The sequence below is a fragment of the Oceaniglobus ichthyenteri genome, assembly GCF_003057885.1.
GTDB classification, from domain to species: domain Bacteria; phylum Pseudomonadota; class Alphaproteobacteria; order Rhodobacterales; family Rhodobacteraceae; genus Oceaniglobus; species Oceaniglobus ichthyenteri.
The window spans coordinates 99,991-122,047 of record NZ_QAGK01000002.1; the positions used below are offsets into that span (position 1 = coordinate 99,991).

Here is a 22,057-nt window from a genome sequence, read left to right on the forward strand (position 1 = left end):
TCCTCTCGATCCGGGGCGCTGCGCTGCTTTGGCGCAATCTCCCCTGTGAATTTTGCCGCGCGCGCCCTACATAAGGCAGGAACAGGAGGCCCCATGCGCACATCTATTGCTATTTTACTTTCCGCGACCGTCGCGTTGGCCGGGCTGGCCGCCCAGGCACAATCTGCCGAAACCGAACAAGACGCGGCTTTGCCTCTTGAACCGGGCCAGGCCACGGTTTTATCGGTTGTCGACCGTTGGAAGGCCGATCCGTTGGCCATTTTCGTCGGGGCCGACGTGGATCTGGACGATTTCAAATGGATCGCGCGCCCGGTGATCGTTTTTGCCAACAGTGAAAATGACCCCGCCTTCCAAGACCAGATGCGCCTGCTGCTCGATCGCCCCGATGCGCTGAGCGACCGGGATGTGGTTCTGATTACCGACACCGATCCCGATGGGCGATCTGGCGTGCGGCTGAAACTGCGCCCACGGGGTTTCATGTTGGCGCTGATTGGCAAAGAGGGCGACGTGCAATTGCGCAAACCCCTACCGTGGAGCGTGCGCGAATTGGTGCGCAGCATCGACAAAAGCCCGATCCGACAGCGTGAAATGAACGAAACCCCCTTGGGCAACTGAGCGTTCAGGGCGCGCGCAAGATCGCAATCTTGGGCCGTTGCGATACGATTGCGCGCGTCAAAGGCCCCTGTCGGTAAACCGACGGGGGCCAGCACGGCCATATTCATCGCGCGGCGGGGCATGGGTTATTCAAACTCCATGATCACCTCGTCCACGGCCAGATTGTCACCGGGCGCGGCGTTGATTTTGCTGACCACGCCCTTGCGTTCGGCGCGCAGGGTGTTCTCCATTTTCATCGCTTCCACGGTGCACAGCGCCTGACCATCCTGCACCTCATCGCCCACGGCGACATTCACGGTCACGATCAGGCCGGGCATCGGGCAGAGCAACATTTTGCTGGTGTCGGGCGGCGTTTTTTCGGGCATCAGCGCGGCCAATTCGGCCTGGCGCGGGCTGAACAGTTTGACAAACAGCTCGGCACCCCGTGTGCGCAGACGGAACCCGCCGGTGATCTTGTTGACCTTCAACATCAACGGTGCGCCATCGACCATCACCTTGGCCAGGGCATCGCCCGGGGTCCATTTCGATTCAACGCGCATGGCCGGCCCGTCGGGAAAGTTTACCGTCGCGCCGGCACGGTCGGCATCAATCGAAACCGCGTATTCCGCGCCTTGCAACCACACCACCCAATCATCGCCAATCTTGCGTTCGTGATTGTCCATTCGCCCCGAAATACGGGTGCGGCGAATTTCGGCCACCCGGTACATGGCAGCAGCGGCAGCAACCACCCGGCGCAGATCGGGTTCGGCCAGGGTAACGCCCTGAAACCCATCGGGATATTCTTCCTCGATAAAGGCGGTGGTAATGGTACCGCTGACGAATTTCGGATGGTCCATCACGGCTGACAGGAACGGCAGGTTGTGACCGATCCCCTCAACCTCAAAACTGTCCAGCGCGGTGCGCATCACCTCAATCGCGGCGGCGCGGTCTGGCCCCCAAGTGCACAATTTGGCGATCATCGGGTCGTAATACATGCTGATTTCGCCGCCCTCGAACACGCCGGTGTCGTTGCGCACGGCTTGGGTTTTGCTCGCCTCTTCGGCGGGGGGGCGATAGCGGGTCAGCCGCCCGATGCTGGGCAAAAATCCGCGATAGGGGTCTTCGGCATAAAGGCGAGATTCCATCGCCCAGCCGTTCATCTGCACATCGTCCTGGCCAAACGACAATGCCTCGCCCGCCGCGACGCGGATCATCTGTTCAACCAGATCGATGCCGGTGATCAGTTCAGTTACCGGATGTTCCACTTGTAACCGGGTGTTCATTTCCAAAAAGTAAAAATTCCGCGCGCCATCGACGATGAATTCCACCGTGCCCGCACTGGTATAGCCCACCGCCGCGGCCAGGGCGCAGGCCTGTTCGCCCATGGCGCGGCGCGTTTGTGGGTCAAGAAACGGCGATGGCGCCTCTTCGATCACCTTTTGGTTGCGGCGCTGGATGCTGCATTCACGTTCGTGCAGGTACAGGGTGTTGCCATGGCCATCGGCCAACACCTGAATCTCGATATGCCGGGGTTGGGTGACGAATTTCTCGATGAAAATACGATCATCGCCGAAACTGGCCGCCGCTTCGTTTTTCGATGCTTGGAAACCCTCGCGCACCTCTTCCTCTTTCCAGGCGATGCGCATGCCCTTGCCGCCACCGCCCGCCGACGCCTTGATCATCACCGGATAACCGATTTCGCCGGAAATCTTGACCGCTTCGTCACTATCCACGATCAGGCCCATATAGCCCGGCACGGTTGAAACCCCCGCCTCGGCGGCGATCTTTTTCGATGTGATCTTGTCGCCCATCTTTTCAATCGCGCCAACGGGGGGGCCGATAAAGGCGACGTTGATCTCGGCAAGTGCCTCGGCGAATTTGCTGTTTTCCGACAGAAAACCATAGCCCGGATGCACCGCCTCTGCGCCAGTTTCGCGCACCGCTTCGATGATCTTGTCGATCACGATATACGACTGATTGGCGGGGGGCGGGCCGATATACACCGCCTCATCGGCCATTTTCACATGCAGCGCGTTACGGTCGGCATCGGAATAGACCGCAACCGTGGCAATGCCCATGCGACGCGCCGTTTTAATCACGCGACAGGCGATTTCACCGCGGTTGGCAATCAGGATTTTCTTGAACATTTAGGCATCCTTTCCGGCGCACCGATGGCGCGGTCTTGCATCTATCATCAAACGAAAAACGCCACCCCGGCGGCGCGGGATGGCGTTGAAAACTGTTTATGAACCGTTGGGTTAGCGCGGGCAAAGCTCGGGCACGACATCATCGCACAGCGCACCGCCCGCCGCGCCAATGGCGACTGCCGTACCGACGTTATTGTTGGTAAGCGCCGCCGCAGCGCCCAATCCGACGCCGCCAACGGCCGCGCGATTGAGGTCGGCGTTGTCGGTGCAGGCCGCAAGGCCCAATGCCGCGATGACACCGATGATCCAGGTCTTTTCCATGTGTGACTGCCTCCGTCATGGTTATTCTTTGTTTCAACACAATTGTCCGGTTTTGGATCCGTCAAAGCGGCGCAATCCTGCCCCGGCGCAACGCCACAAAAACGTGGTCCGACCCGCACAGGGCCGAACCACGAAGGGGAAGGGTAACGATGATGGTTTTGACAAACCAGGGCCGCTGTTGTGCTGAGGACAGCCGCCCCACCCCTAGGTTGGCGATTTTGTCGCACCCTTGCAAACGCCAATGATGCGACAGGCGCCCTCTGCGCCAAAGCTTGCCGAAATGCCGGAGGGAACAGCCAAAACACGCCGATCAATCCAAAAACAGGTCTGGGAAATTGGCGCGCGCCACGGCGTAATCCACCCGCAACAGGGCCTCATAGCTGGAATCGTCGAACGAACGCTCGGCGGGCACAACTTCGCGCCCGAAAAGCCACGAAAGACGCCCGGCGTCCAGATTGCCCCGCTCAAACGGTTCTTCGCCAAACTGGTGGCACAGGGCCAGCAGAAACGCCTCGTCAGCGCGTCGGTCGGCGGGGCGCCGATCAGGATAGCGGGTGCGCGCGGTCAGGGGGGTGGCCCCCTTGGGATTGGCGCGGCGCACGGTAAATTGGAAATCGGTGCCAGGCAGACGCCCGGGGAAACCGCGGTGTTTGACCATCGGTTCGCGCATCACACACCCCCGATCGGATGAGTGGGCCGTATCGGGGTGGGCGTAACCACCCACCCCGCGCAAGTCTTACTTGTACTTGCCGGTATAGGTGGGTTCGACCGTAATGGGGGCCGGATCGGCAAACACGACTTCTTCGTTCTTCTGTGCGCAGGCAGCGACCAGGCCGATAAGGCCGATGGCGAAAACTGTTTTGATGCTCTTGGACATCGATTGCTCCTCAATAGGTTCAAGGTGGAACGCCGTTGCGGCGTCCGCCATTGGTGCGAATGACAGGTTTCTACAAGGAAACCTTGGGCGACAATAGCGCAACACAATCGGGATTGATATGGTTCCCCGCTGATCGCAACAGTTTGTGGCGCGGCTGCATCATCTTTCACGCTATGTGAACAATATGACACCATAGGTAGGGGGTGCATTATAGATTCTCCCAAATGCATGTGTCATGGTCGGGGCGAAACGCCTCGAAGAACTGGGTCGCCTCCGGCGTCATTTCGCCGAAAATCACCGGACGATCCAGCAGTGTGATTACAATCTGATCGGGCATCGGGCCGACAGCGGCCAGCCGTGGCAGGATATAGGATTCGCACAAAAACAGCATGTCTTCGCCAATGGCGGCAAAATCAGTGTCGGTGCCGATATGTTCGGCCAGAAACCGAAACCGATAGGTCACGCCCTGCCCCGGCACATCGGTAATGACGTCAAACAAAATGACCGCGGCGGCAGACGGCACCACGATTACATCGCCCGCGTTAGGGGTTTCTGCCCACGCAATGGCCGGTCCGACCACGCAAAGCAGGCCAAGGATCAGTGATTGCGCAATGCTTTGATCAAGGCGGCCTTGTCCATGTCTGACCGCCCCTCGATCCCGATTTCCTGGGCGCGGTCGTATAATTCGTCCTTGGTCCAGTCCTCGTATGGTTTGGCCTTGCCGCCCTTTTCCGACGGATGCTGATCGCTTGACGCCTGCGCATTGGCAATTCGCGCGGCTTTCTCCTTGCTCGCGCCATCTTCGCGCAAGGCTTCGTAGGTTTCGTTGTCCTTGATGCTGCTGCCATGGTCTTTGGTCATCGTGTTCTCCTTTTGAAAAGAACCCGATTCCCCGGCGCAGGGTTCCCGTGGGATTACAACGGAATGTTATCATGTTTCTTCCACGGATTGCTCAACTGCTTGCCCCGCAGGGAGGCAAAGGCGCGGCACACCCGTTTCCGGGTAGAGCTGGGCATGATTACCTCGTCGACAAATCCACGCTCGGCTGCCTTGAACGGGTTGGCGAAATTCACCTCGTAGGCTGCGACATGGGCGGCCATTTTCTCGGCATCCCCGGCATCGCCACGATACATGATTTCGGCGGCCCCCTTGGCTCCCATCACCGCCACCTCGGCCGTGGGCCAGGCATAGTTGAAATCACCGCGCAGATGTTTTGAGGCCATCACCACATAGGCCCCGCCGTACGCTTTGCGGGTGATCAGCGTGACCTTGGGCACAGTTGCCTCGCCATAGGCGAACAGCAGTTTCGCGCCGTGTTTGATGACGCCGCCGTATTCCTGTGTCACACCGGGCAAAAAGCCCGGCACATCAACCAGTGTGAGGATCGGAATTTCAAACGCATCGCAAAACCGCACAAACCGCGCCGCCTTGCGGCTTGAATCGATATCAAGACACCCGGCCAACACCATCGGCTGGTTCGCCACCACACCCACGGTCGAACCTTCCAGCCGGATGAACCCGGTCAGGATGTTGCGGGCAAATTCCTCCTGAATTTCGAAAAAATCACCCTCATCGGCGATTTTCCCGATCAGTTCCTTCATATCATAGGGCTGATTGGGGTTATCGGGCACCAAGGTATCAAGGCTGGGTTCAATCCGGTCGGGGCTGTCGAAAAACGGGCGGCGCGGCGGTTTCGCGCGGTTATCCATCGGCAGGAAATCAAACAACCGGCGCACTTCGGTGATTGCCGCGACATCGTTTTCAAACGCCCCATCCGCAACCGATGATTTCTTGACATGGGTTGACGCGCCGCCCAGTTCTTCGGCGGTCACCACTTCGTTGGTGACGGTTTTTACCACATCGGGGCCGGTGACGAACATATAACTGCTGTCACGCACCATGAAGATGAAATCGGTCATCGCCGGTGAATAAACTGCGCCGCCCGCACATGGCCCCATGATCATGCTGATCTGCGGCACCACGCCCGATGCCAGCACATTGCGTTTGAACACCTCGGCATAGCCCGCCAAAGACGCGACACCCTCTTGAATGCGCGCGCCACCGGAATCGTTCATGCCGATGATCGGCGCGCCGTTCTGCATGGCCATATCCATGACCTTGCAAATTTTTTGCGCATGGGTTTCCGAAAGTGATCCGCCCAGAACGGTGAAATCCTGTGAGAATACATAAACCTGTCGGCCGTTGATCGTGCCCCAGCCGGTGATCACGCCGTCACCGGGCACCTTCTGACGCTCCATCCCGAAATCGGTACAGCGGTGGGTGACGAACATGTCGAATTCTTCGAAACTTCCGGCATCCAGCAACAGTTCAATCCGTTCGCGCGCCGACAGTTTGCCCTTGGCGTGCTGCGCCGCCACCCGACGTTCGCCCCCACCCTGGCGCGCCTCGTCGCGGCGGTCTTCCAGCTGTTGCAGGATATCTTTCATCTCACGCGCCTCCCGTTGAATTACCTCAGGCATATCCAATTGCCGCACCTGCGAAAAGTCTCTTCGCGCAAATTTGCAAATTAATTGCAGTTACGATTCTGCAAACTGCATAGTCGCAAATTTTTGCGATGGGTCCGACAAGTATGGCGGTTGGTCCCCCTGCGCCATTGTCGTTTTTTGGAACTCTGCCCCGGTCATGGGGGTTTGTGAGGAAGAAAGTGGGGTAAACATGGCACATCAGGACAGCGCGCACAAAGGCACAAACAGCTATGGCCGGTTTGCGGCGATGATTGTGACATCGACCGTGGTGATGTTTGGGCTGATGTATCTTAACACCTACGCCCTTGATCACGTGTTCTTTTCGCAAACCCGAATGTGGATGGCACTGTACATGGGCGGGGCGATGGCGGTGATCATGCTTGCCTTCATGCTGGGCATGTATTCAAACCGCACCGTGAACATCGCGATCTTTTCGGGTGCCGCAGTGGCGTTTGTTTTGGGCGTGGCCCTTGTGCGCAGTCAGGCGACCGTGGGCGATGTGGCTTGGATGAAGGCCATGATCCCGCATCACTCCATCGCCCTGTTGACCAGTGAGCGCGCCGATATTTCTGATCCGCGCGTGCGCGCCTTGGCCGATGCAATTATCGAGGCCCAGCGTGCGGAAATCGCTGAAATGAAGCTGTATATCGCGGATATCGAGGCCAATGGCGATGCCCCCGCTGGCACACCACGCCAGACGCAGGATTAAGACCATTCATTGTTCGGGGGTACACCCATGACATCATCAGATTTAATCGACGGCCCAGACACCGCACGCGCCAAAAGCCAAGGCAGCGGCAAACGTGCCGCCCTGTATCGCATGGTAATGCCGGGGCATTTGTGCCCGTTTGGTTTGAAATCAAAGGCCCTGCTACAGCGCAAAGGTTACAGGGTGGAAGACACCCTGTTGACCACCCGCGAAGAGGTGGAGGCGTTCAAGGCCGCCCATGGGGTGGAAACAACGCCAATCACGTATATCGAGGGCGAAAAGATCGGCGGGTTCGACCGCCTGAAACAGCATTTCGGATACCGCGTTCTGGGCGAGGATGATACATCCTACACTCCGATTATTGCAATTTTCGGGGCAACGGCGCTGATGGCGCTGGCGGTGATCGTGAACCTGTATGATGGGTTTCCGGTTCTGACCTGGCTGAAATGGTTTTTTGCCATTTCCATGGTGGTTCTGGCGGTCCAGAAACTGCAGGATGTCGGAAGTTTCGTGAACGGGTTTCTGGGTTATGACCTATTGGCGCGGCGTTATGTGCCCTATGGTTATGCCTATCCGTTTTTAGAGCTTTACGCAGGTGTCGGCATGATGGCCCTGATCGGCACGGCCAGCCCGCTGATCTGGCTGGTGGCGCCGGTTGGCATATTCATCGGCACAGTGGGCGCGATCAGCGTGATCAAGGCCGTTTATGTTGAAAAGCGTGATCTGAAATGCGCCTGTGTCGGGGGCGGATCAAACGTGCCGCTGGGAGTGATTTCACTCACCGAAAACCTGATCATGGTGGGTATGGGGGTTTGGATGCTGGCGCTTTGGGCGGCGGGGGCGGGCTGACACCGCGCCGTTCTAATCCGCGTGACCACCCGGCACGGTCGCGCCATGTCCGTAAAGATCGGCATTTTGATGTGCGCGATCCTCGTGTTCAAACTCCAGGCTGGAATGGCTGATATCAAACCGGTGCTCCAGCATCTCCTTGATCGCGATTTTCATGGCCTCGCTTTCGCTCCAGGCTGGGGCGGTCAACACCACATGGCAATCCAGCGCCACCTCGTGTTCCTGCATTTGCCACAGATGCACATGGTGCACGTCGGCAACGCCCGGCATGTCGCGCATCGCATCAATCACCGTTGAACTTTCAATGTCGGGGGGACTGCCCAGCATCAGGGTGCGGATTGGCGTGCCGATTTCGGAGATCGCCAGATACAGAATATACAGCGCAATCAGGATCGTGATTGCCGGATCAACCCAACGGATATCATACAGGATAATCAACGCCCCACCGGCGATCACCGCAACCGACGCCAAGGCATCGCTGAGGTTATGCAAAAACAGCGCGCGGATGTTCACGCTGTGCTTTTGCATCGACCAGGTCAGCATCGCGGTCAGCGTATCAATCGACAGCGCCACAGCGCCCAGAATAACAACCCACCATCCCAACACGTCGGGCGGGTCAATCAGGCGCATGCCGCCTTCATAGATCAGGTACAACCCGACAAGGATCAGCGTGGTATAATTGATCAGCGCCGCCACGATTTCGATCCGGCCATAGCCAAAGGTCATCCGCGCATCGGCAGGCCGTCTGGCAATCTTGCGCGCCGCAAAGGCAATCACCAGCGATGCCATGTCGGAAAAATTGTGCAACGCATCGGCGATCAACGCCAGACTGCCGGCAAAAATCCCGCCGACGATCTGCGCGATGGTCAACAGGCCGTTGGCCCAGATCGCAATGGCGACCCGTCTGTCACCAGAGGCCGGGTCAAGATGGGCGTGGCCATGATCGTGGGGCATTTGGGTGGCTCCTGTTGGGAAAATCTTCGCCGTTGCATGGGGTTACAGGCGCACGGCCCGATCACTCATTCAGCGGCGTCTGCGGCGGGGTTTTCCGACGGGCCCGCATGCGCGACGGGGCTGGATTGCACCAGTTCAATCCGGCGATAGGGCGCGATTGTGCCCGCGTCGCGCAGGGCCTGATCAATGATCGTAAACACCTCGTCGCGGCAATCCACCCGCCGTTCAAAATTCGCCAGCCAATAGCGCACGGCATAGGTGATGCCGCCTTCCTCATAGGCAAGAACCCGCAAATCGGGCGGCGGATCCTGTTGGATAAGCCGGGCTTTGCGCACCGCCTCCAGCATGATCTTGCGGGCCTTGGCGATAGGCATGTTATGATCAAGGGTGATGGCGATCTGTGCGCGAAACTGCGGCTTTGGCGCGGAATAATTGGTGATGCGCTGGCGCGCGATCTGGCTGTTGGGCAGGATCATATAAGTAGAATCCGACGTCAGAATGCGGGTCGTGCGCCAACCGATTTCGATTACCTTGCCCTGTGCCAGATTGTCGATATCGATCCAGTCACCAATGCGAAACGGCCCCTCGATCCCCAAGGCGACCCCTGACAATGTGTCGGCCACCACGTTGCGAATGGCAAACCCCAAAAGTGCCAGCAAAATGCCCGAACCGGCCAATGCCCCGATGGCGCCCTGCCCCATGAACAGCGTGACCGTCGCGGCAAAGGCAACCATGAACAAAACCGCCGCGATTAGATCTTTCATCAATCGGGGATGCGGGCGCCTTTTGCCGCGGCTTCGATCCAACGCCAGCGCCATCAGGCGGCTGACCAGCCAGGCCAGGGCGAAATAGGCCAATGCCGTGACCGAGCGCACGAAATTCTCGCCGACGTCCAGTATGCGGATGATATCCGATTGCACCGCCAACAGCCCCAAACTGATCAACAGCAGGATGACCGGAAAAAGAAGACGTCGGATATGCTGTTTTACGGGCATGCAGGTTCGCTTTTTGGATTTCAGACGTATATTTACGCATTGCGACCGCGCACTGGCAAGGGTTGGCCGCCCTGTTCGGGCCAGCCAACGCCGTTTGCCGATGTCACAGTGTCACGCCGTGTCAGGCAACCAGACACTAACGTTTGTAGCGTGCCGCCGTCAGACCATCAAACGAGATTTCCGGCGTTTTGCCCATCACCACATCAGCCACCGCGCGCCCCGAACCACAGGCCATGGTCCACCCCAATGTGCCGTGCCCGGTGTTCAGAAACAGGTTGTCATATTGCGTCGGGCCCAGGACCGGGGTGCCATCGGGTGTCATCGGGCGCAGCCCTGTCCAACCTTCGGCCTTGGAAATATCGCCCCCCTTTGGAAACAGATCACCGATCACATGTTTGACCGTATCCGTGGCATGGGGGCCAAGCCGGTTGGAATAGCCCGCGATTTCGGCCTGACCGGCCACGCGAATCCGGTCTCCCAAACGGGTGATGGCAACCTTGTGGGTTTCGTCCATGATCGTGGATTGCGGCGCAAAGGCATCGTTGGTCACCGGCAGGGTCACGGAATATCCTTTGACCGGATAAACCGGCAGTTTCACGCCAATCGGATTCAGCACATCCACAGCATAACTGCCCATGGCACAGACATAGGCATCGCCGGTGATACGCCCGGCGATTTCGGTTTCCACACCCGCGATTTTACCATTCTCGACAGCGATGGATTTGATCGATTGACCATACTGAAACTCTACCCCCATCTCGACACATTTTTCCGTCAGCGCGATGGTGAACAGGCGGCAATCGCCGGTGCGATCCGCCGTCAGGCGCAGCCCGCCGACGAATTTCTCGCGCACCTCGGCCAAGGCCGGTTCGGCGGCGATACACCCATCCTGGTCCAACACCTCGTAGGGGGAATCGTATTCGGCCAGAATATCCTGATCGGCCTTTGACGCCTTAAGCTGCTTTTCAGTGCGGAACAGTTGCAACGTGCCTTGGGCGCGCCCGTCATATTCAATGCCGGTTTCGGCAATCAGATCGGGCATGACATCGCGCGAATAACTCGATACCCGCACCATCCGGCCCTTGTTGATGCGATAGCTTTCGGGGTTACAGTTGCCCACCATCTGCACGCACCATTTCCACATAGTCGGGCTGATCAGCGGCCAGATGAACAGGGGGCGGCGTTTCATGAACATCCATTTGACTGCCTTGGCCGGAATGCCCGGCGCGGCCCAGGGCGATGTCATTCCATAACTCAGCTGTCCGGCATTGGCATAGCTGGTTTCAAGGCCCGGACCTGTCTGGCGGTCAATGACCACCACCTGCGCGCCTTGCTTGGCAAGATAATATGCGGTGGTGACCCCGATCACACCCGCGCCCATAACGACAACCTTCATCACAGATGCCTTTCGTCTGCAGTATCGCCCGACTGTGTGGCCGTATCCGGGCGAATGCAAGGGGGGCAAAGGCCGCGCAATTCGGCCCACATCTGCGCCTGACCGGTTGCAACGCGCGCAACAGCCACGGCTTTTGTCGAATTCTCGGTGCCGGTCGTATTGTGCGAATGGCGCTTTCGTGCCAACCACGCCCCAGATTACGCCTCAGGAGGGATAATATGCGCGCTTTGGCATTGGTTGTTCGCGCGATCTGTGGATTGAACGCCGTGATTGGCCATGTGTTTTCATGGCTGTCGCTGGGTATTGTCGTGGTGTGTTTCACGGTTGTGGTGCAGCGGTATCTCTTTGCCACCTCCCACGTCTGGATGCAGGATCTGTATATCTGGCTGAATGGCGCGATGTTTACGGCCGTGGCCGGATTTGCGTTGATGCGCAATGACCATGTGCGCGTTGATATCTTTTACCGTCCGGCAAAAACGCGCACCAAGGCAATCGTAGATTTCATCGGCGCGGTGTTTTTTCTGCTGCCGTTTTGCGCCATCGTTTACATCTATTCCATGCCGTTCGTGATCCGCGCCTGGAGCTATGGTGAGGGGTCGGCGAATGTCGGCGGGATGCCGGGATTGTTCATCCTGAAATCCTTCATCATTGCCTTTGCCGCTTTGCTGGCGCTTCAGGGGGTCGCGATGATTGCGCGATCAATTCTGGTTCTGGCCGGGCGGTCAGACCTTTTGCCGCAGTCGCAACGCTATGGCGCTGATCCGAAATCGCCCAGCACCGAGGGAATCGCCTGATGGACCCCATTGTAATCGGAGAGATCCTGGCCGGGCTGATGTTTTTCGGCATCATCGGCTTCTTGCTGCTGGGGTTTCCGGTGGCCTTTACGCTGGCCGGTGTGTCGTTGATGTTTGGCGCGGTCGGCATGGCGTTTGGCGTGTTCGATCCGTCGAATTTTGGCGCCCTGCCCAACCGGTATATCGGGTTCATGACCAGCGAAGTATTGGTGGCGGTGCCACTGTTCATCTTTATGGGCGTGATGCTTGAGCGGTCCAACATCGCCGAACAACTGTTGCTGACCATGGGCAAACTGTTTGGCAACCTGCGCGGCGGGCTTGGCATGTCGGTGATCATTGTCGGCGCAATGCTGGCCGCCTCAACCGGGGTGGTCGGGGCCACGGTGGTGACCATGGGGCTGATTTCGCTGCCTGCCATGCTGCGCGCCGGGTATGATCCGAAACTGGCCACCGGCGTGATCTGCGCCAGCGGCACATTGGGCCAGATCATTCCGCCATCAACCGTGCTGATCTTCATGGGCGACATGCTGTCGGGCATCAATTCACAGGTGCAGATGGCCAAGGGCAATTTTGCCCCCACTGCCGTTTCGGTGGGCGATCTGTTTGCCGGCGCACTTTTGCCCGGCTTTCTTCTGGTCGGGCTTTACCTGTCGTACACGATTTTCAAGGCAGTGAGCGATCCGCAAAGCTGCCCCGCCACCCCGGTTCCGGCAGACCAGAAAAAAGATCTGCTGCGCGAGGTGATCGTTTCCCTTGTGCCGCCGATGCTGTTGATCCTTTCGGTGCTGGGATCGATCCTGGGCGGTATCGCCACCCCGACCGAGGCCGCATCGGTGGGCGCTGTGGGGGCGATGATATTGGCCGCCCTGCGCTGGCGGTTGTCCTTCACCATCTTGCGCGAAACCACCGTGGCCACGGCCACGATCACCTCGATGGTTTTCGTGATCCTGCTGGGGGCATCGGTGTTTTCGGTGGTGTTCCGGCTGATGGGCGGTGACAACCTGGTGCATGAATTCCTGACCAACCTGCCGGGTGGCACATTGATGGCCGTGGCGGTGGTGATGGCGATCATGTTCGTGCTGGGCTTTATCCTCGATACGTTCGAAATCATCTTTATCGTCATTCCGATCACCGCACCGGTGCTTTTGGCGCTGGATGTCGATCCTGTCTGGCTGGGCGTGATCGTGGGGGTGAATTTGCAAACCTCGTTCCTGACCCCGCCATTCGGCTTTGCCCTGTTTTACCTGCGCGGCGTCGCCCCCGACAGCCTGCCCACATCGGCGATTTACAAAGGCATCATGCCGTTTGTGGCATTGCAGATTATCGCCATCGCGATCCTGTTCGCGTTTCCCGGCATCGTCACATGGCTGCCCCGGCTGATCGCGGGATAATAAAAAGGCCCGGTGATTGCACCGGGCCTTTTCAATTCTTGAAGGCGGTAAAACCTTAGTATTTAAGGAATTTCTCGCGCGCCACGGTATAGGGCATGTCGATCTTTTCGGTCCGTTCCCGCACCAGGCCGAGCGCTTCGATAAAGCTTTCGGCGGTCTTTTTGACCAACGGATCATCGCTGTCGCGCAGTTCCTGAATCACCTCGGCCGAGGCTTTGGCGCCCGCTTCCATGATATCGTCAGGGAAATTGCGCACGATCACGCCATGGTCATTGACCAGCGTGCGCAAGGCGCGCGGATCGTTGGCAATGAAATCGGCCGAAACCTGATCATATTCGGCCTGCGCCACATCCCGCACAAGCGCCTGAAGATCGGCAGGCAGTTCCTGGTACTTTTTCTTGTCCACGACCAGTTCGGTCGCCAAACCGGATTCGACAAACGACGGCATGTAATAATTCTTGGCAACCTGATGAAAGCCCAGCGCCAGATCGTTATAGGGGCCAACAAATTCGGCGGCGTCCAATGTGCCGGACTGCAACGCCTGAAAAATCTCGCCCGCCGCCATGTTGGTGACGGTTGCGCCCAGCTTTTCCCAAACGCGGCCACCCAGACCGGGGGTGCGGAACCGAACACCCTTGATGTCGTCCAGACCGGTCAGTTCATTGCGGAACCAACCGCCGGTCTGCGTGCCGGTATTGCCCGAAAGGAAACCCTGAACGCCGAACTGATCGTAAATCTCGTCCCAGATTTCCTGACCGCCCATATAACGCATCCAGGCCGTCAGTTCCGCCGTTGTCATGCCGTAGGGCACGCCGGTAAAGAATGACAAAGCGGTTGATTTGTTCTGCCAGTAATAGGCGGCGCCGTGGCTCATTTCGGCGGTGCCATCAATCACGGCATCCAGCGATTGCAGCGGCGGCACCAATTCGCCGGCGGAATAGACCTGAACCGTCAGACGCCCGCCCGATGCGGCAGTGACCCGGTCTGCCAAGCGCTGTGCGCCGACACCAAGGCCCGGAAAATTCTTTGGCCATGTGGTGACCATGCGCCAGGTGATATTGCCCTGTGCAATGGCGGGCGCGGCCAGACCGGCCGCTGTTGCGCCAACGCCGGCAACACCTGCGCGTTTGATAAAGGAACGACGATCCATCGGGACCTCCCAGAAAAATTGGATTATCAAACCGGCGGCTCACGTGTTTTGGCCGGTCTGGTGGCCTTTGCAGCCAACGACAGAAGCTAATTCCGTGACGGTCGAAATGTCCAGACAGACCGGGCAAAAATATAGAGAGCCCGCGTTTTCAACCGCTTGGGAAAGGATGGGCCACCAGGGCGGCCCACCACCGGGGTCAGATGATGCCCATGGCATCCATCGCATCGGCAACCCGCACAAAGCCCGCGATATTGGCCCCGATAACATAGTTGCCCGGCGCGCCGTACTCATCCGCGGTCTGATCGCAAATCTCATGGATGCTGTGCATGATATCGGCCAGACGCTGTTCGGTCTTTTCAAACGACCAACTGTCGCGGCTGGCGTTTTGCTGCATTTCCAGCGCGGATGTGGCCACGCCGCCGGCATTGGCCGCCTTGCCCGGTGCAAACAGAATGCCCGCCGTCTGAAACAACTGTACCGCCTGGGGGGTGCAGGGCATATTGGCGCCTTCGGCCACGGCAATCACACCATTTTCGATCAGCGCCTTGGCGCCGTCATGGTCCAGTTCATTCTGGGTGGCACAGGGCAGTGCAATATCGCAGGGCACATCCCAGATCGAGCCGCCCTTGACATAATGCGCGCCGTCGCCTTTCAGCTTGACGTATTCTGAAATGCGCCCGCGCTCCACCTCTTTGATCTTTTTGACCAGGGCCAGATCGATACCGTTTTCATCAACGATATACCCACCGGAATCCGAACAGGCGATGACCTTGCCGCCGAACGCCGCGACCTTTTCCATCGCATAGATGGCGACATTGCCTGACCCGGAGACGACACATTTCTTACCGGCAAAATCGGTTTTCTGCCGCGCCAGCATGGATTGAACGAAGTAAACCGTGCCAAATCCGGTCGCCTCTTTGCGGGCACGCGATCCGCCATATGACAGCGCCTTGCCCGTCAGAATGCCCGCTTCGAACCGGTTGTTCAGACGTTTGTACATGCCGAACATGAAACCGATTTCGCGCGCACCAACACCGATATCACCGGCCGGCACGTCGACCATTTCACCGATATGGCGGTGCAGTTCGATCATGAAAGATTGACAGAACCGCATGATTTCACGGTCTGATTTGCCTTTGGGATCAAAATCAGATCCGCCTTTGCCACCGCCGATCGGCATGCCGGTCAGCGCGTTCTTGAAGGTTTGTTCAAACCCCAGAAACTTGATGATCCCGACATTCACCGAGGGGTGAAACCGCAGTCCGCCCTTATAGGGGCCAAGCGCCGAATTGAACTGTACGCGAAAGCCGCGATTGATCTGCACCTGATTGTTGTCATCAATCCACGGAACGCGGAAAATGATCTGGCGCTCGGGTTCGCAAATCCGTTCGATCAGCGCTTCGTCAGAATACTGAGGATGCCTTTCGATTACGCGGCCAACGCTTTCCAGTACTTCGCGCGCGGCCTGGTGAAATTCGGTTTCGCCTGCATTGCGGTGCAATATTGTGCGAAGAATCGGTTGTAGGCTTTCAGCTATTTCACTCAAGGGTCATTATCCGTTGTAAAGATTTTCAGAACCAAAGCTGGCTAATCAACAGCACAGCGCGGCCCACCTGACGCACGGTATTGCGCGCCGGTTGCGATGATGCAAGTGCGGCGATTTGCCGAGGAATAGTGAAAAATAGCTCGGACCTGATTAAATCTATAGCAGTTTATTCAGCCAAAGCCCTATAAATACAAAGGATCACGAACCAGATGGTTCTTGCATGATCGCCGGTAAACACCGCAAAATCCGGCGCAGTTTTATTGCCAAAACCGCCCGGCGAACCACGCCAGAGCACTGTACAAATCAGGAACGCCGACAGTATTCGCCGATTGGCGGGGACTTCTGGAAGCTTTTCGCGAATCTCGATCCGTTGGAAAAAGACGCCTGAAAAGCGCGTTTCACCGGACAATCCGCAGGGTGCCCGCGTCAAACATCAAACGTGCCGGTTGATTGGTTGGAACGCGCACCCAATCGCTGACCACCCCGCCATGGCGCAGCCGGACATCGGCACGCGCGCCCGCCCCCAATCCGAAATGGTGAAACCCGGCCTGCCCGCCCCCATGGCCGCCACCCACGGTGATTTCGCGGTGCTCAACAGACCCGTCACCGCGGCGCAGTTCGATCCAGGCCCCCACAGCGCGGGTATTCGGCCCGGCGGCGCGTATATCCAACAACAGCCAGTTGCCGACATTTTCAGTCTGGTTTTCATACACCTCCAACGGCGCACGCCGGTTGACCACCACCAGATCCAACCGCCCATCCAGATTGAAATCATACAGCCCCGCACCGCGACTGCGCGCGCGCGTGGCCACACCGGCCGCCACGCCCTGATCGGTAAACGGGCCATCGGGGGTGCGGATCAACAGGTTGTTGGGGTCTTTGGCGGCATTGCCCGGCATTTGATCGACATTGCCTTTGGCGATGAACAGATCTGCCCAGCCATCGTTATTCACATCGCCAAATTCGGCGTGCCATCCGGTGGACGGGCGGCCATCATCGGGGGGGCGTTGCACATAGCTGCCAAAACTGAACGGCGCGTTTTCATACACCCCACCGGGGCGGGCAAATTGCAACAATTGATCGCCCATCGAGGTCAGCATCACATCGGGCAACCCATTACCGGTGATATCACGGCTGGCAATACCCATGCCCCACAACATCAGGCGCGGCCAACCTTCGGCCTCGGTCATTGGCGTCAGGGTATCAAGCGGGATCATCTGTTCCGCCCCGTCGCGCACGTAATAATGGCGGTCGTTTGATACCCTGAGCGCGGGCACACCATCGCCGCGCCAATCAGAGATCAGCATCGACAGCGCGCAATATCCCGGCGACAGCAGCGTGGTGACATATCCATCCCCATCCGGCCGCATGAACAGGTTATCGTCACAGGTGCCAAAAGGGCCTTCGGGATCGTTCCGGTCAACATAATGGCCAATGGCCAGGGACGGGCGGGTGTTCTCTCCCTCCCAGGTGGCAGAAAATGCCGTGCTCCACCCGTCATAATCGGGCAACCCCCAAGTGGCCGAGCCATCGGAAAAGTGGCAATCGCCCTCGCCTTTGAACAGGGCATCGTACCCGACCCGCAACACCGCCAGATCCAACACACCATCGCCATCCACATCCAACGGATAGGCCCCCGTCACCCCCACATTGCCGGGGCCGCCATCGGCAAACCGGATCGGTGCGCCGGGGCCTTCGGTGATGTTGATGAACAGGCGCGCCGGGTTTTCGCCGCCCGCCACATAGAGATCGGCCAGATCATCACCGTTGCAATCGAAAATCGCCACGCCGCCGCCAACGAAATGCTCCCACCCGCCCCCATAGACATGGGCAAAGGGCAGATCGCCGGATCGGTCGGTAAACGTCACCTCGGCCGCCGCCGGATGGGCCAGCAGCGCCAGAACCAATGCCAGCCTCATTGCGCGGCCACCAAACCGCCCGCGCCCAACAATTCGGTGGTGATATGGGCCATCGCCAGCGCCGCCGCGCCGCGCGCCCATACCATATCGCCCCAGGCATGGATTTCGACGCGCGGCGCGGGCCGATCCACCTGAATCGTCACATTGGCGAGTTCTGCCAACACTTCGTCAGCATAAAGATAATCGTATCGCATCCGCTCACCGGACAACAAAATCAGTTCGGGATCAAACAGGTTGATGATATTTCCGATCCCCACGGCCAAATACCGCCCGGCGCGGCGAAAAATCGAACGCGCGGCGGGGTTGCCCGCCTTGGCGTGGCTGTACAGGCTTTCCAGCATATGGGCGTTTTGCGCACTGCCCGGCGCCCAGTTCAGCGCGGTCGACGCCTCTCGCACCAGGGCATAATCGGCCACATATGCCTCAAGACAACCGCGTTGCCCACAGCGGCACAGCGCGCCATCAAGATGCACCTTGGTATGGCCCAATTCGGTGCCAAGGCCACGCGCGCCGCGATACAATCGGTTGTTCAGAACCAACCCCATGCCGACCCCATGTTCAATCGTCACCACGGCAAAGTTCGACACACTGCGCCCGCCGCCAAACCACAGTTCCGCCAGTGTCACCAGATTGGCGTCATTGTCGATGATCACCGGACAGTTCAACCGCTCCCGGATCATCGCACAAAGCGGCGCGTTGGTATTGCGCATCAGCGGCGACCATAAAACATGGCCCAGATCACTGTCGATATAGCCGGGCAAACCGACGCCAACGGCACTGATCTGTGCCCGGTTCAGCCCCGCCTTGTCGACGGCAAGGTTGAGCAATCGTTCGCTTTGATCCACCAGATCACCGAGCGACAGCGAAAGAGCGCCACTGCGCAGGGTAATTTCGGCCAGGGGCGTGCCGGCAAAATCGTGAATCACCGCCGTATGCGCCGCCTCGGAAAATTTGATGCCCGCGACATAGCCCGCCTGCGCGCGCACGGCCAAGGCCACGGGTGGGCGGCCCCGGCCTGTGTCACCGTCGCGCACGGCGTCGATTTCCAACAGGTATCCGGCGGCAATCAGATCGGTTGTCGCGGCCGTCACCGATGCCGGGCTGACCCCAAGGGTGCGGGCCAATTCAACCCGTGGGATCGCGCCATGGGCGCGCACGGCCTCAAACACCGACAAACGCAGGGGCAGCGCCGAATCGTTGACCACACGCAGCGGGCCACAGCCCATCTGCCCCGCCCCGTCCGACGCAACGGCGGCTGCAATTTCTTCATCGGCCATAAACAAACCCCCATTTGCCCACCCTCCCCAATTAGCGGGCAAAAAGACCGGTGCAACGCCGACAGGTTACGCAGAAATTCACCCACCGCAAACTATTTATTTTGACAGCTGAATTAAATCACGCCATGCTGCAAACACGACAAAACAAAATACGACTGCCCCCAATCAACGGCGGCAGCCTTCGGGAGGAACATCATGCGTCTTACACTTCTGGCAGCCGCCGCGCTGTCCACTTCACTGACATCCATGGCCTTTGCCCAGGATCTGACCGTTGGCGTCAGCTGGTCGAATTTTCAGGAAGAGCGTTGGAAAACCGACGAATCCGCGATCAAATCCAAGCTGGAAGAGTTGGGCGCACGCTATATCTCGTCCGACGCTCAGGCATCCGCCGCCAAGCAGCTGACCGATGTTGAAGCCTTGATCGCACAGGGCGCCGATGCGCTGATCATTCTGGCGATGGACAAGGATGCCATCGGCCCCGCCATTGACCAGGCCGCCGCCGAGGAAATTCCCGTGGTCGGCTATGACCGCCTGATCGAGGACGAGCGCGCCTTTTACCTGACCTTCGACAACAAAGGTGTGGGCACAATCATCGCACAAACCGTGGTGGATGCGGCCGGTGACGGCAATTATGCCATCATCAAGGGCGATCCGGGTGACCCCAACGCCGCCTTCCTGCGTGAAGGCATGGAAGAGGTGATTGGCGGCATGTCGGGTATCACCGTGGTCGGTGAAAACTTTTCCGACGGATGGAAGCCGGAAAATGCCCAGAAAAACATGGAGCAGATCCTGACCGCAAATAACAATGAAATCACGGCCGTTCTGGCCCAGAATGATGGCATGGCCGGGGGCGTTATTGCCGCATTGTCAGCCCAGGGCATGAACATTCCGGTTGGTGGCCAGGATGGTGATCTGGCCGCGCTGAACCGCGTTGCACGGGGTTCGCAAACCGTATCGGTCTGGAAGAACTCTCTGGATCTGGGCAGCAAGGCCGCAGAAATTGCCGTGGCTTTGGCCGGTGGTGCGACATTGGACAGCGTCGAAGGCGCAACCAAATGGTCTGGCGGTGAAAACGGTGTGGAAATGAACGCCATCTTCCTGTCGCCCACACCAATCACCAAAGACACGCTGAATCTGGCCATTGACGCGGGCCACATCAGCAAAGAGCAAGCCTGCGAAGGCGCGATGGACGACGTCGCCGCCTGTAAATAAGGCAATCGGGTTCGCCGTTGACGCGGCGAACCCACGCTATTTTCTGACATAAACGGCCCCTGCCCCGCGTTTGCGCGCCGCATTGCCGTTGCCAGCCTGCGGGACACCCCCATGACAGAAACAATCACCCCTTCGGCCACCCAGCCAAAACCGCAAGACGGCCTCGTCACCCGTTTTCTAAAGGCGACCGAACTTGATACTCGCCTGATCGGCATGGTTGGCGCGCTGGCGCTGATCTGGATCGGGTTTCACATGTATGGCGCTTTGGTCAACGGCTATGGCGCGTTCCTGACGCCGCGCAATTTGTGGAACCTGTCGGTGCAAACCTCGTCCATCGGGATCATGGCCACGGGCATGGTTCTGGTGATCATCACCCGCCATATTGATTTGTCGGTCGGGTCGGTTCTGGGATTTTGTGCCGTGATCATGGGCATGTTGCAGGTGTATATCCTGCCGCAATTTCTCGGCCTTGGCCATTGGTCGATCTGGATCATCGCGGTAATTGCCGGGGTCACGACCGGGGCAATCGTGGGCGCGATTCAGGGCGCGCTGATCGCCTATCTGCAGATCCCCGCCTTCATCGTGACGTTGGGCGGCTTGCTGGTCTGGCGCGGGGCGGCATTTTTGGTGGCGCGGGGTGAAACCATTTCACCGGTGGATGCCACATTCACCCTGCTGGGCGGCGGGCCATACGGGGCCATTGGCGCCACGGGCAGTTGGATCGTCGGGCTGCTGGCCTGTGCTGCGATCATCGCTTTGGTGCTGAACGGGCGGCGCAGTCGGCGGAAATTCAAATTCGCCCTGCGCCCGGTTTGGGCCGATACGTTTCTGGCGGTGCTCGGGTGTAGTGTGGCGATTGGCGCGGTGCTGTTGGTTAATTCCTATCCCTGGCCCAAGGGCATCGTGCGCCAATATGTTGAACGCGAAGGGTTGGAAATGCCCGAAGGCGGCATGTTCATTTCCCACGGTTTTGCCATTCCGGTGCTGATCCTGATCACGGTCGGCATTTTGATGACCATCCTGACGAACCGCACCCGGTTTGGCCGCTATGTCTTTGCCATCGGCGGCAACCCCGAAGCGGCGGAATTGGCCGGGATCAACACCCGGATGATGACGGTCAAGATTTTCGCCCTGATGGGGTTTTTGGCCGGGCTGTCGGCCGTCGTGGCCAGCGCGCGTTTGAACAGCGCCACCAATGCTTTGGGGACGTTAGACGAACTTTATGTCATCGCCGCCGCCGTTATTGGCGGCACGTCTTTGGCCGGGGGCGTGGGCACAATATACGGCGCAATTCTGGGCGCTTTGGTCATGCAATCATTGCAGACCGGCATGGTTCTGATCGGGTTTGATGCGGCCATTCAACAGGTGGTTGTCGGCTCGGTTCTGGTTTTGGCCGTCTATCTTGATATTCTTTACCGCCGCAAATCGAAGTGAGGCCCG

General features: G+C 58.7%; 22 protein-coding genes. 8 read left to right on the plus strand and 14 right to left on the minus strand.

Translation table 11 applies throughout. The features are described 5' to 3' along the window. Positions 1–93 precede the first annotated feature (93 nt). Complete coding sequence (locus tag C8265_RS03505) at positions 94–615, plus strand: DUF4174 domain-containing protein (RefSeq protein WP_108482614.1); 522 nt, start codon at positions 94–96, stop codon at positions 613–615. A gap of 125 nt (positions 616–740) precedes the next feature. Here the strand turns inward: C8265_RS03505 and C8265_RS03510 are convergent, their stop codons facing one another. The 7 genes from C8265_RS03510 to C8265_RS03540 all read right to left on the minus strand — a co-directional run bounded on the left by C8265_RS03510 (position 741) and on the right by C8265_RS03540 (position 6,386). Then, positions 741–2,741 carry an acetyl-CoA carboxylase biotin carboxylase subunit gene (locus C8265_RS03510; RefSeq protein WP_108482615.1) on the minus strand — a complete coding sequence of 667 codons (2,001 nt, stop codon included), beginning with the start codon at positions 2,739–2,741 and terminating at the stop codon, positions 741–743. Between the two features lie 111 nt (positions 2,742–2,852). After that, positions 2,853–3,062, minus strand: a complete 210-nt coding sequence (locus C8265_RS03515; protein ID WP_108482616.1) for a hypothetical protein — start codon at positions 3,060–3,062, stop codon at positions 2,853–2,855. Between the two features lie 310 nt (positions 3,063–3,372). After that, entirely contained in the window at positions 3,373–3,720 is a 348-nt protein-coding gene (locus C8265_RS03520) for a hypothetical protein (RefSeq protein WP_206050263.1), read from the minus strand. A 78-nt stretch (positions 3,721–3,798) separates the two neighbouring features. Beyond that, entirely contained in the window at positions 3,799–3,939 is a 141-nt protein-coding gene (locus tag C8265_RS19405) for a hypothetical protein (RefSeq protein WP_164512258.1), read from the minus strand. A gap of 208 nt (positions 3,940–4,147) precedes the next feature. Beyond that, on the minus strand, positions 4,148–4,519 hold the full coding sequence (locus C8265_RS03530) for a DUF6497 family protein (RefSeq protein ID WP_276308485.1): 372 nt from the start codon (positions 4,517–4,519) through the stop codon (positions 4,148–4,150). Between the two features lie 17 nt (positions 4,520–4,536). Continuing rightward, positions 4,537–4,800 carry a DUF7218 family protein gene (locus C8265_RS03535; RefSeq protein ID WP_108482619.1) on the minus strand — a complete coding sequence of 88 codons (264 nt, stop codon included), beginning with the start codon at positions 4,798–4,800 and terminating at the stop codon, positions 4,537–4,539. A gap of 53 nt (positions 4,801–4,853) precedes the next feature. Continuing rightward, positions 4,854–6,386, minus strand: a complete 1,533-nt coding sequence (locus C8265_RS03540) for an acyl-CoA carboxylase subunit beta (RefSeq protein ID WP_108482954.1) — start codon at positions 6,384–6,386, stop codon at positions 4,854–4,856. A 229-nt stretch (positions 6,387–6,615) separates the two neighbouring features. On the opposite strand from C8265_RS03540, the gene C8265_RS03545 reads away from it, so the two are divergent. Then, positions 6,616–7,134, plus strand: coding sequence for a DUF305 domain-containing protein (locus tag C8265_RS03545; protein WP_108482955.1), 519 nt, complete (start codon positions 6,616–6,618; stop codon positions 7,132–7,134). A 27-nt stretch (positions 7,135–7,161) separates the two neighbouring features. Continuing rightward, complete coding sequence (locus C8265_RS03550; protein WP_240610963.1) at positions 7,162–7,983, plus strand: MauE/DoxX family redox-associated membrane protein; 822 nt, start codon at positions 7,162–7,164, stop codon at positions 7,981–7,983. 12 nt (positions 7,984–7,995) lie between these two features. On the opposite strand, the gene C8265_RS03555 is transcribed toward C8265_RS03550, so the two are convergent. The 3 genes from C8265_RS03555 to C8265_RS03565 form a co-directional block, all read right to left on the minus strand. Beyond that, positions 7,996–8,937 (minus strand): cation diffusion facilitator family transporter, encoded by a 942-nt coding sequence (locus C8265_RS03555; RefSeq protein WP_108482620.1) that lies wholly within the window; start codon positions 8,935–8,937, stop codon positions 7,996–7,998. A gap of 65 nt (positions 8,938–9,002) precedes the next feature. Continuing rightward, positions 9,003–9,932 (minus strand): mechanosensitive ion channel family protein, encoded by a 930-nt coding sequence (locus tag C8265_RS03560; protein ID WP_108482621.1) that lies wholly within the window; start codon positions 9,930–9,932, stop codon positions 9,003–9,005. Positions 9,933–10,068: 136 nt separating this feature from the next. After that, the gene (locus tag C8265_RS03565) at positions 10,069–11,328 is read right to left on the minus strand and encodes a D-amino acid dehydrogenase (RefSeq protein WP_108482622.1); all 1,260 of its coding nucleotides are present in this window, start codon (positions 11,326–11,328) and stop codon (positions 10,069–10,071) included. A gap of 218 nt (positions 11,329–11,546) precedes the next feature. Between C8265_RS03565 and C8265_RS03570 the strand changes: the two genes are divergently transcribed. Together C8265_RS03570 and C8265_RS03575 are read left to right on the plus strand one after the other, a co-directional pair. After that, on the plus strand, positions 11,547–12,122 hold the full coding sequence (locus C8265_RS03570; RefSeq protein WP_108482623.1) for a TRAP transporter small permease subunit: 576 nt from the start codon (positions 11,547–11,549) through the stop codon (positions 12,120–12,122). Beyond that, positions 12,122–13,513, plus strand: coding sequence for a TRAP transporter large permease (locus tag C8265_RS03575; RefSeq protein ID WP_108482624.1), 1,392 nt, complete (start codon positions 12,122–12,124; stop codon positions 13,511–13,513). Before C8265_RS03570 ends, C8265_RS03575 begins: the two co-directional genes overlap by 1 nt. Before the next feature lie 55 nt (positions 13,514–13,568). Here C8265_RS03575 and C8265_RS03580 read toward each other — a convergent pair whose 3' ends face one another. After that, on the minus strand, positions 13,569–14,663 hold the full coding sequence (locus C8265_RS03580; RefSeq protein ID WP_108482625.1) for a TRAP transporter substrate-binding protein: 1,095 nt from the start codon (positions 14,661–14,663) through the stop codon (positions 13,569–13,571). A gap of 196 nt (positions 14,664–14,859) precedes the next feature. Then, entirely contained in the window at positions 14,860–16,209 is a 1,350-nt protein-coding gene (gene gdhA, locus C8265_RS03585) for an NADP-specific glutamate dehydrogenase (protein WP_108482626.1), read from the minus strand. Between the two features lie 220 nt (positions 16,210–16,429). Here gdhA and C8265_RS19410 point away from each other — a divergent pair, with 220 nt between their 5' ends. Continuing rightward, positions 16,430–16,597 (plus strand): hypothetical protein, encoded by a 168-nt coding sequence (locus C8265_RS19410; protein WP_164512259.1) that lies wholly within the window; start codon positions 16,430–16,432, stop codon positions 16,595–16,597. A gap of 10 nt (positions 16,598–16,607) precedes the next feature. On the opposite strand, the gene C8265_RS03590 is transcribed toward C8265_RS19410, so the two are convergent. Both C8265_RS03590 and C8265_RS03595 read right to left on the minus strand, forming a co-directional pair. Further along, entirely contained in the window at positions 16,608–18,128 is a 1,521-nt protein-coding gene (locus C8265_RS03590; protein WP_108482957.1) for an FG-GAP repeat domain-containing protein, read from the minus strand. Continuing rightward, the gene (locus C8265_RS03595; RefSeq protein ID WP_240610964.1) at positions 18,125–19,405 is read right to left on the minus strand and encodes an ROK family transcriptional regulator; all 1,281 of its coding nucleotides are present in this window, start codon (positions 19,403–19,405) and stop codon (positions 18,125–18,127) included. The genes C8265_RS03590 and C8265_RS03595 overlap by 4 nt, the downstream gene beginning before the upstream one ends. Before the next feature lie 195 nt (positions 19,406–19,600). On the opposite strand from C8265_RS03595, the gene C8265_RS03600 reads away from it, so the two are divergent. Beyond that, entirely contained in the window at positions 19,601–20,617 is a 1,017-nt protein-coding gene (locus C8265_RS03600) for a substrate-binding domain-containing protein (RefSeq protein ID WP_108482627.1), read from the plus strand. A 111-nt stretch (positions 20,618–20,728) separates the two neighbouring features. Further along, the gene (locus C8265_RS03605) at positions 20,729–22,051 is read left to right on the plus strand and encodes a sugar ABC transporter permease (protein WP_108482628.1); all 1,323 of its coding nucleotides are present in this window, start codon (positions 20,729–20,731) and stop codon (positions 22,049–22,051) included. The last annotated feature ends 6 nt before the right edge of the window (positions 22,052–22,057 follow it).

Coding starts and splice junctions, on each gene's coding strand:
- C8265_RS03505 (WP_108482614.1), top strand. CDS start 94: ATGCGCACATCTATTGCTATTTTACTTTCCGCGACCGTCGCGTTGGCC.
- C8265_RS03510 (WP_108482615.1), bottom strand. CDS start 2,741: ATGTTCAAGAAAATCCTGATTGCCAACCGCGGTGAAATCGCCTGTCGC.
- C8265_RS03515 (WP_108482616.1), bottom strand. CDS start 3,062: ATGGAAAAGACCTGGATCATCGGTGTCATCGCGGCATTGGGCCTTGCG.
- C8265_RS03520 (WP_206050263.1), bottom strand. CDS start 3,720: ATGGTCAAACACCGCGGTTTCCCCGGGCGTCTGCCTGGCACCGATTTC.
- C8265_RS19405 (WP_164512258.1), bottom strand. CDS start 3,939: ATGTCCAAGAGCATCAAAACAGTTTTCGCCATCGGCCTTATCGGCCTG.
- C8265_RS03535 (WP_108482619.1), bottom strand. CDS start 4,800: ATGACCAAAGACCATGGCAGCAGCATCAAGGACAACGAAACCTACGAA.
- C8265_RS03540 (WP_108482954.1), bottom strand. CDS start 6,386: ATGAAAGATATCCTGCAACAGCTGGAAGACCGCCGCGACGAGGCGCGC.
- C8265_RS03545 (WP_108482955.1), top strand. CDS start 6,616: ATGGCACATCAGGACAGCGCGCACAAAGGCACAAACAGCTATGGCCGG.
- C8265_RS03550 (WP_240610963.1), top strand. CDS start 7,162: ATGACATCATCAGATTTAATCGACGGCCCAGACACCGCACGCGCCAAA.
- C8265_RS03555 (WP_108482620.1), bottom strand. CDS start 8,937: ATGCCCCACGATCATGGCCACGCCCATCTTGACCCGGCCTCTGGTGAC.
- C8265_RS03560 (WP_108482621.1), bottom strand. CDS start 9,932: ATGCCCGTAAAACAGCATATCCGACGTCTTCTTTTTCCGGTCATCCTG.
- C8265_RS03565 (WP_108482622.1), bottom strand. CDS start 11,328: ATGAAGGTTGTCGTTATGGGCGCGGGTGTGATCGGGGTCACCACCGCA.
- C8265_RS03570 (WP_108482623.1), top strand. CDS start 11,547: ATGCGCGCTTTGGCATTGGTTGTTCGCGCGATCTGTGGATTGAACGCC.
- C8265_RS03575 (WP_108482624.1), top strand. CDS start 12,122: ATGGACCCCATTGTAATCGGAGAGATCCTGGCCGGGCTGATGTTTTTC.
- C8265_RS03580 (WP_108482625.1), bottom strand. CDS start 14,663: ATGGATCGTCGTTCCTTTATCAAACGCGCAGGTGTTGCCGGCGTTGGC.
- C8265_RS19410 (WP_164512259.1), top strand. CDS start 16,430: ATGATCGCCGGTAAACACCGCAAAATCCGGCGCAGTTTTATTGCCAAA.
- C8265_RS03590 (WP_108482957.1), bottom strand. CDS start 18,128: ATGAGGCTGGCATTGGTTCTGGCGCTGCTGGCCCATCCGGCGGCGGCC.
- C8265_RS03595 (WP_240610964.1), bottom strand. CDS start 19,405: ATGGCCGATGAAGAAATTGCAGCCGCCGTTGCGTCGGACGGGGCGGGG.
- C8265_RS03600 (WP_108482627.1), top strand. CDS start 19,601: ATGCGTCTTACACTTCTGGCAGCCGCCGCGCTGTCCACTTCACTGACA.
- C8265_RS03605 (WP_108482628.1), top strand. CDS start 20,729: ATGACAGAAACAATCACCCCTTCGGCCACCCAGCCAAAACCGCAAGAC.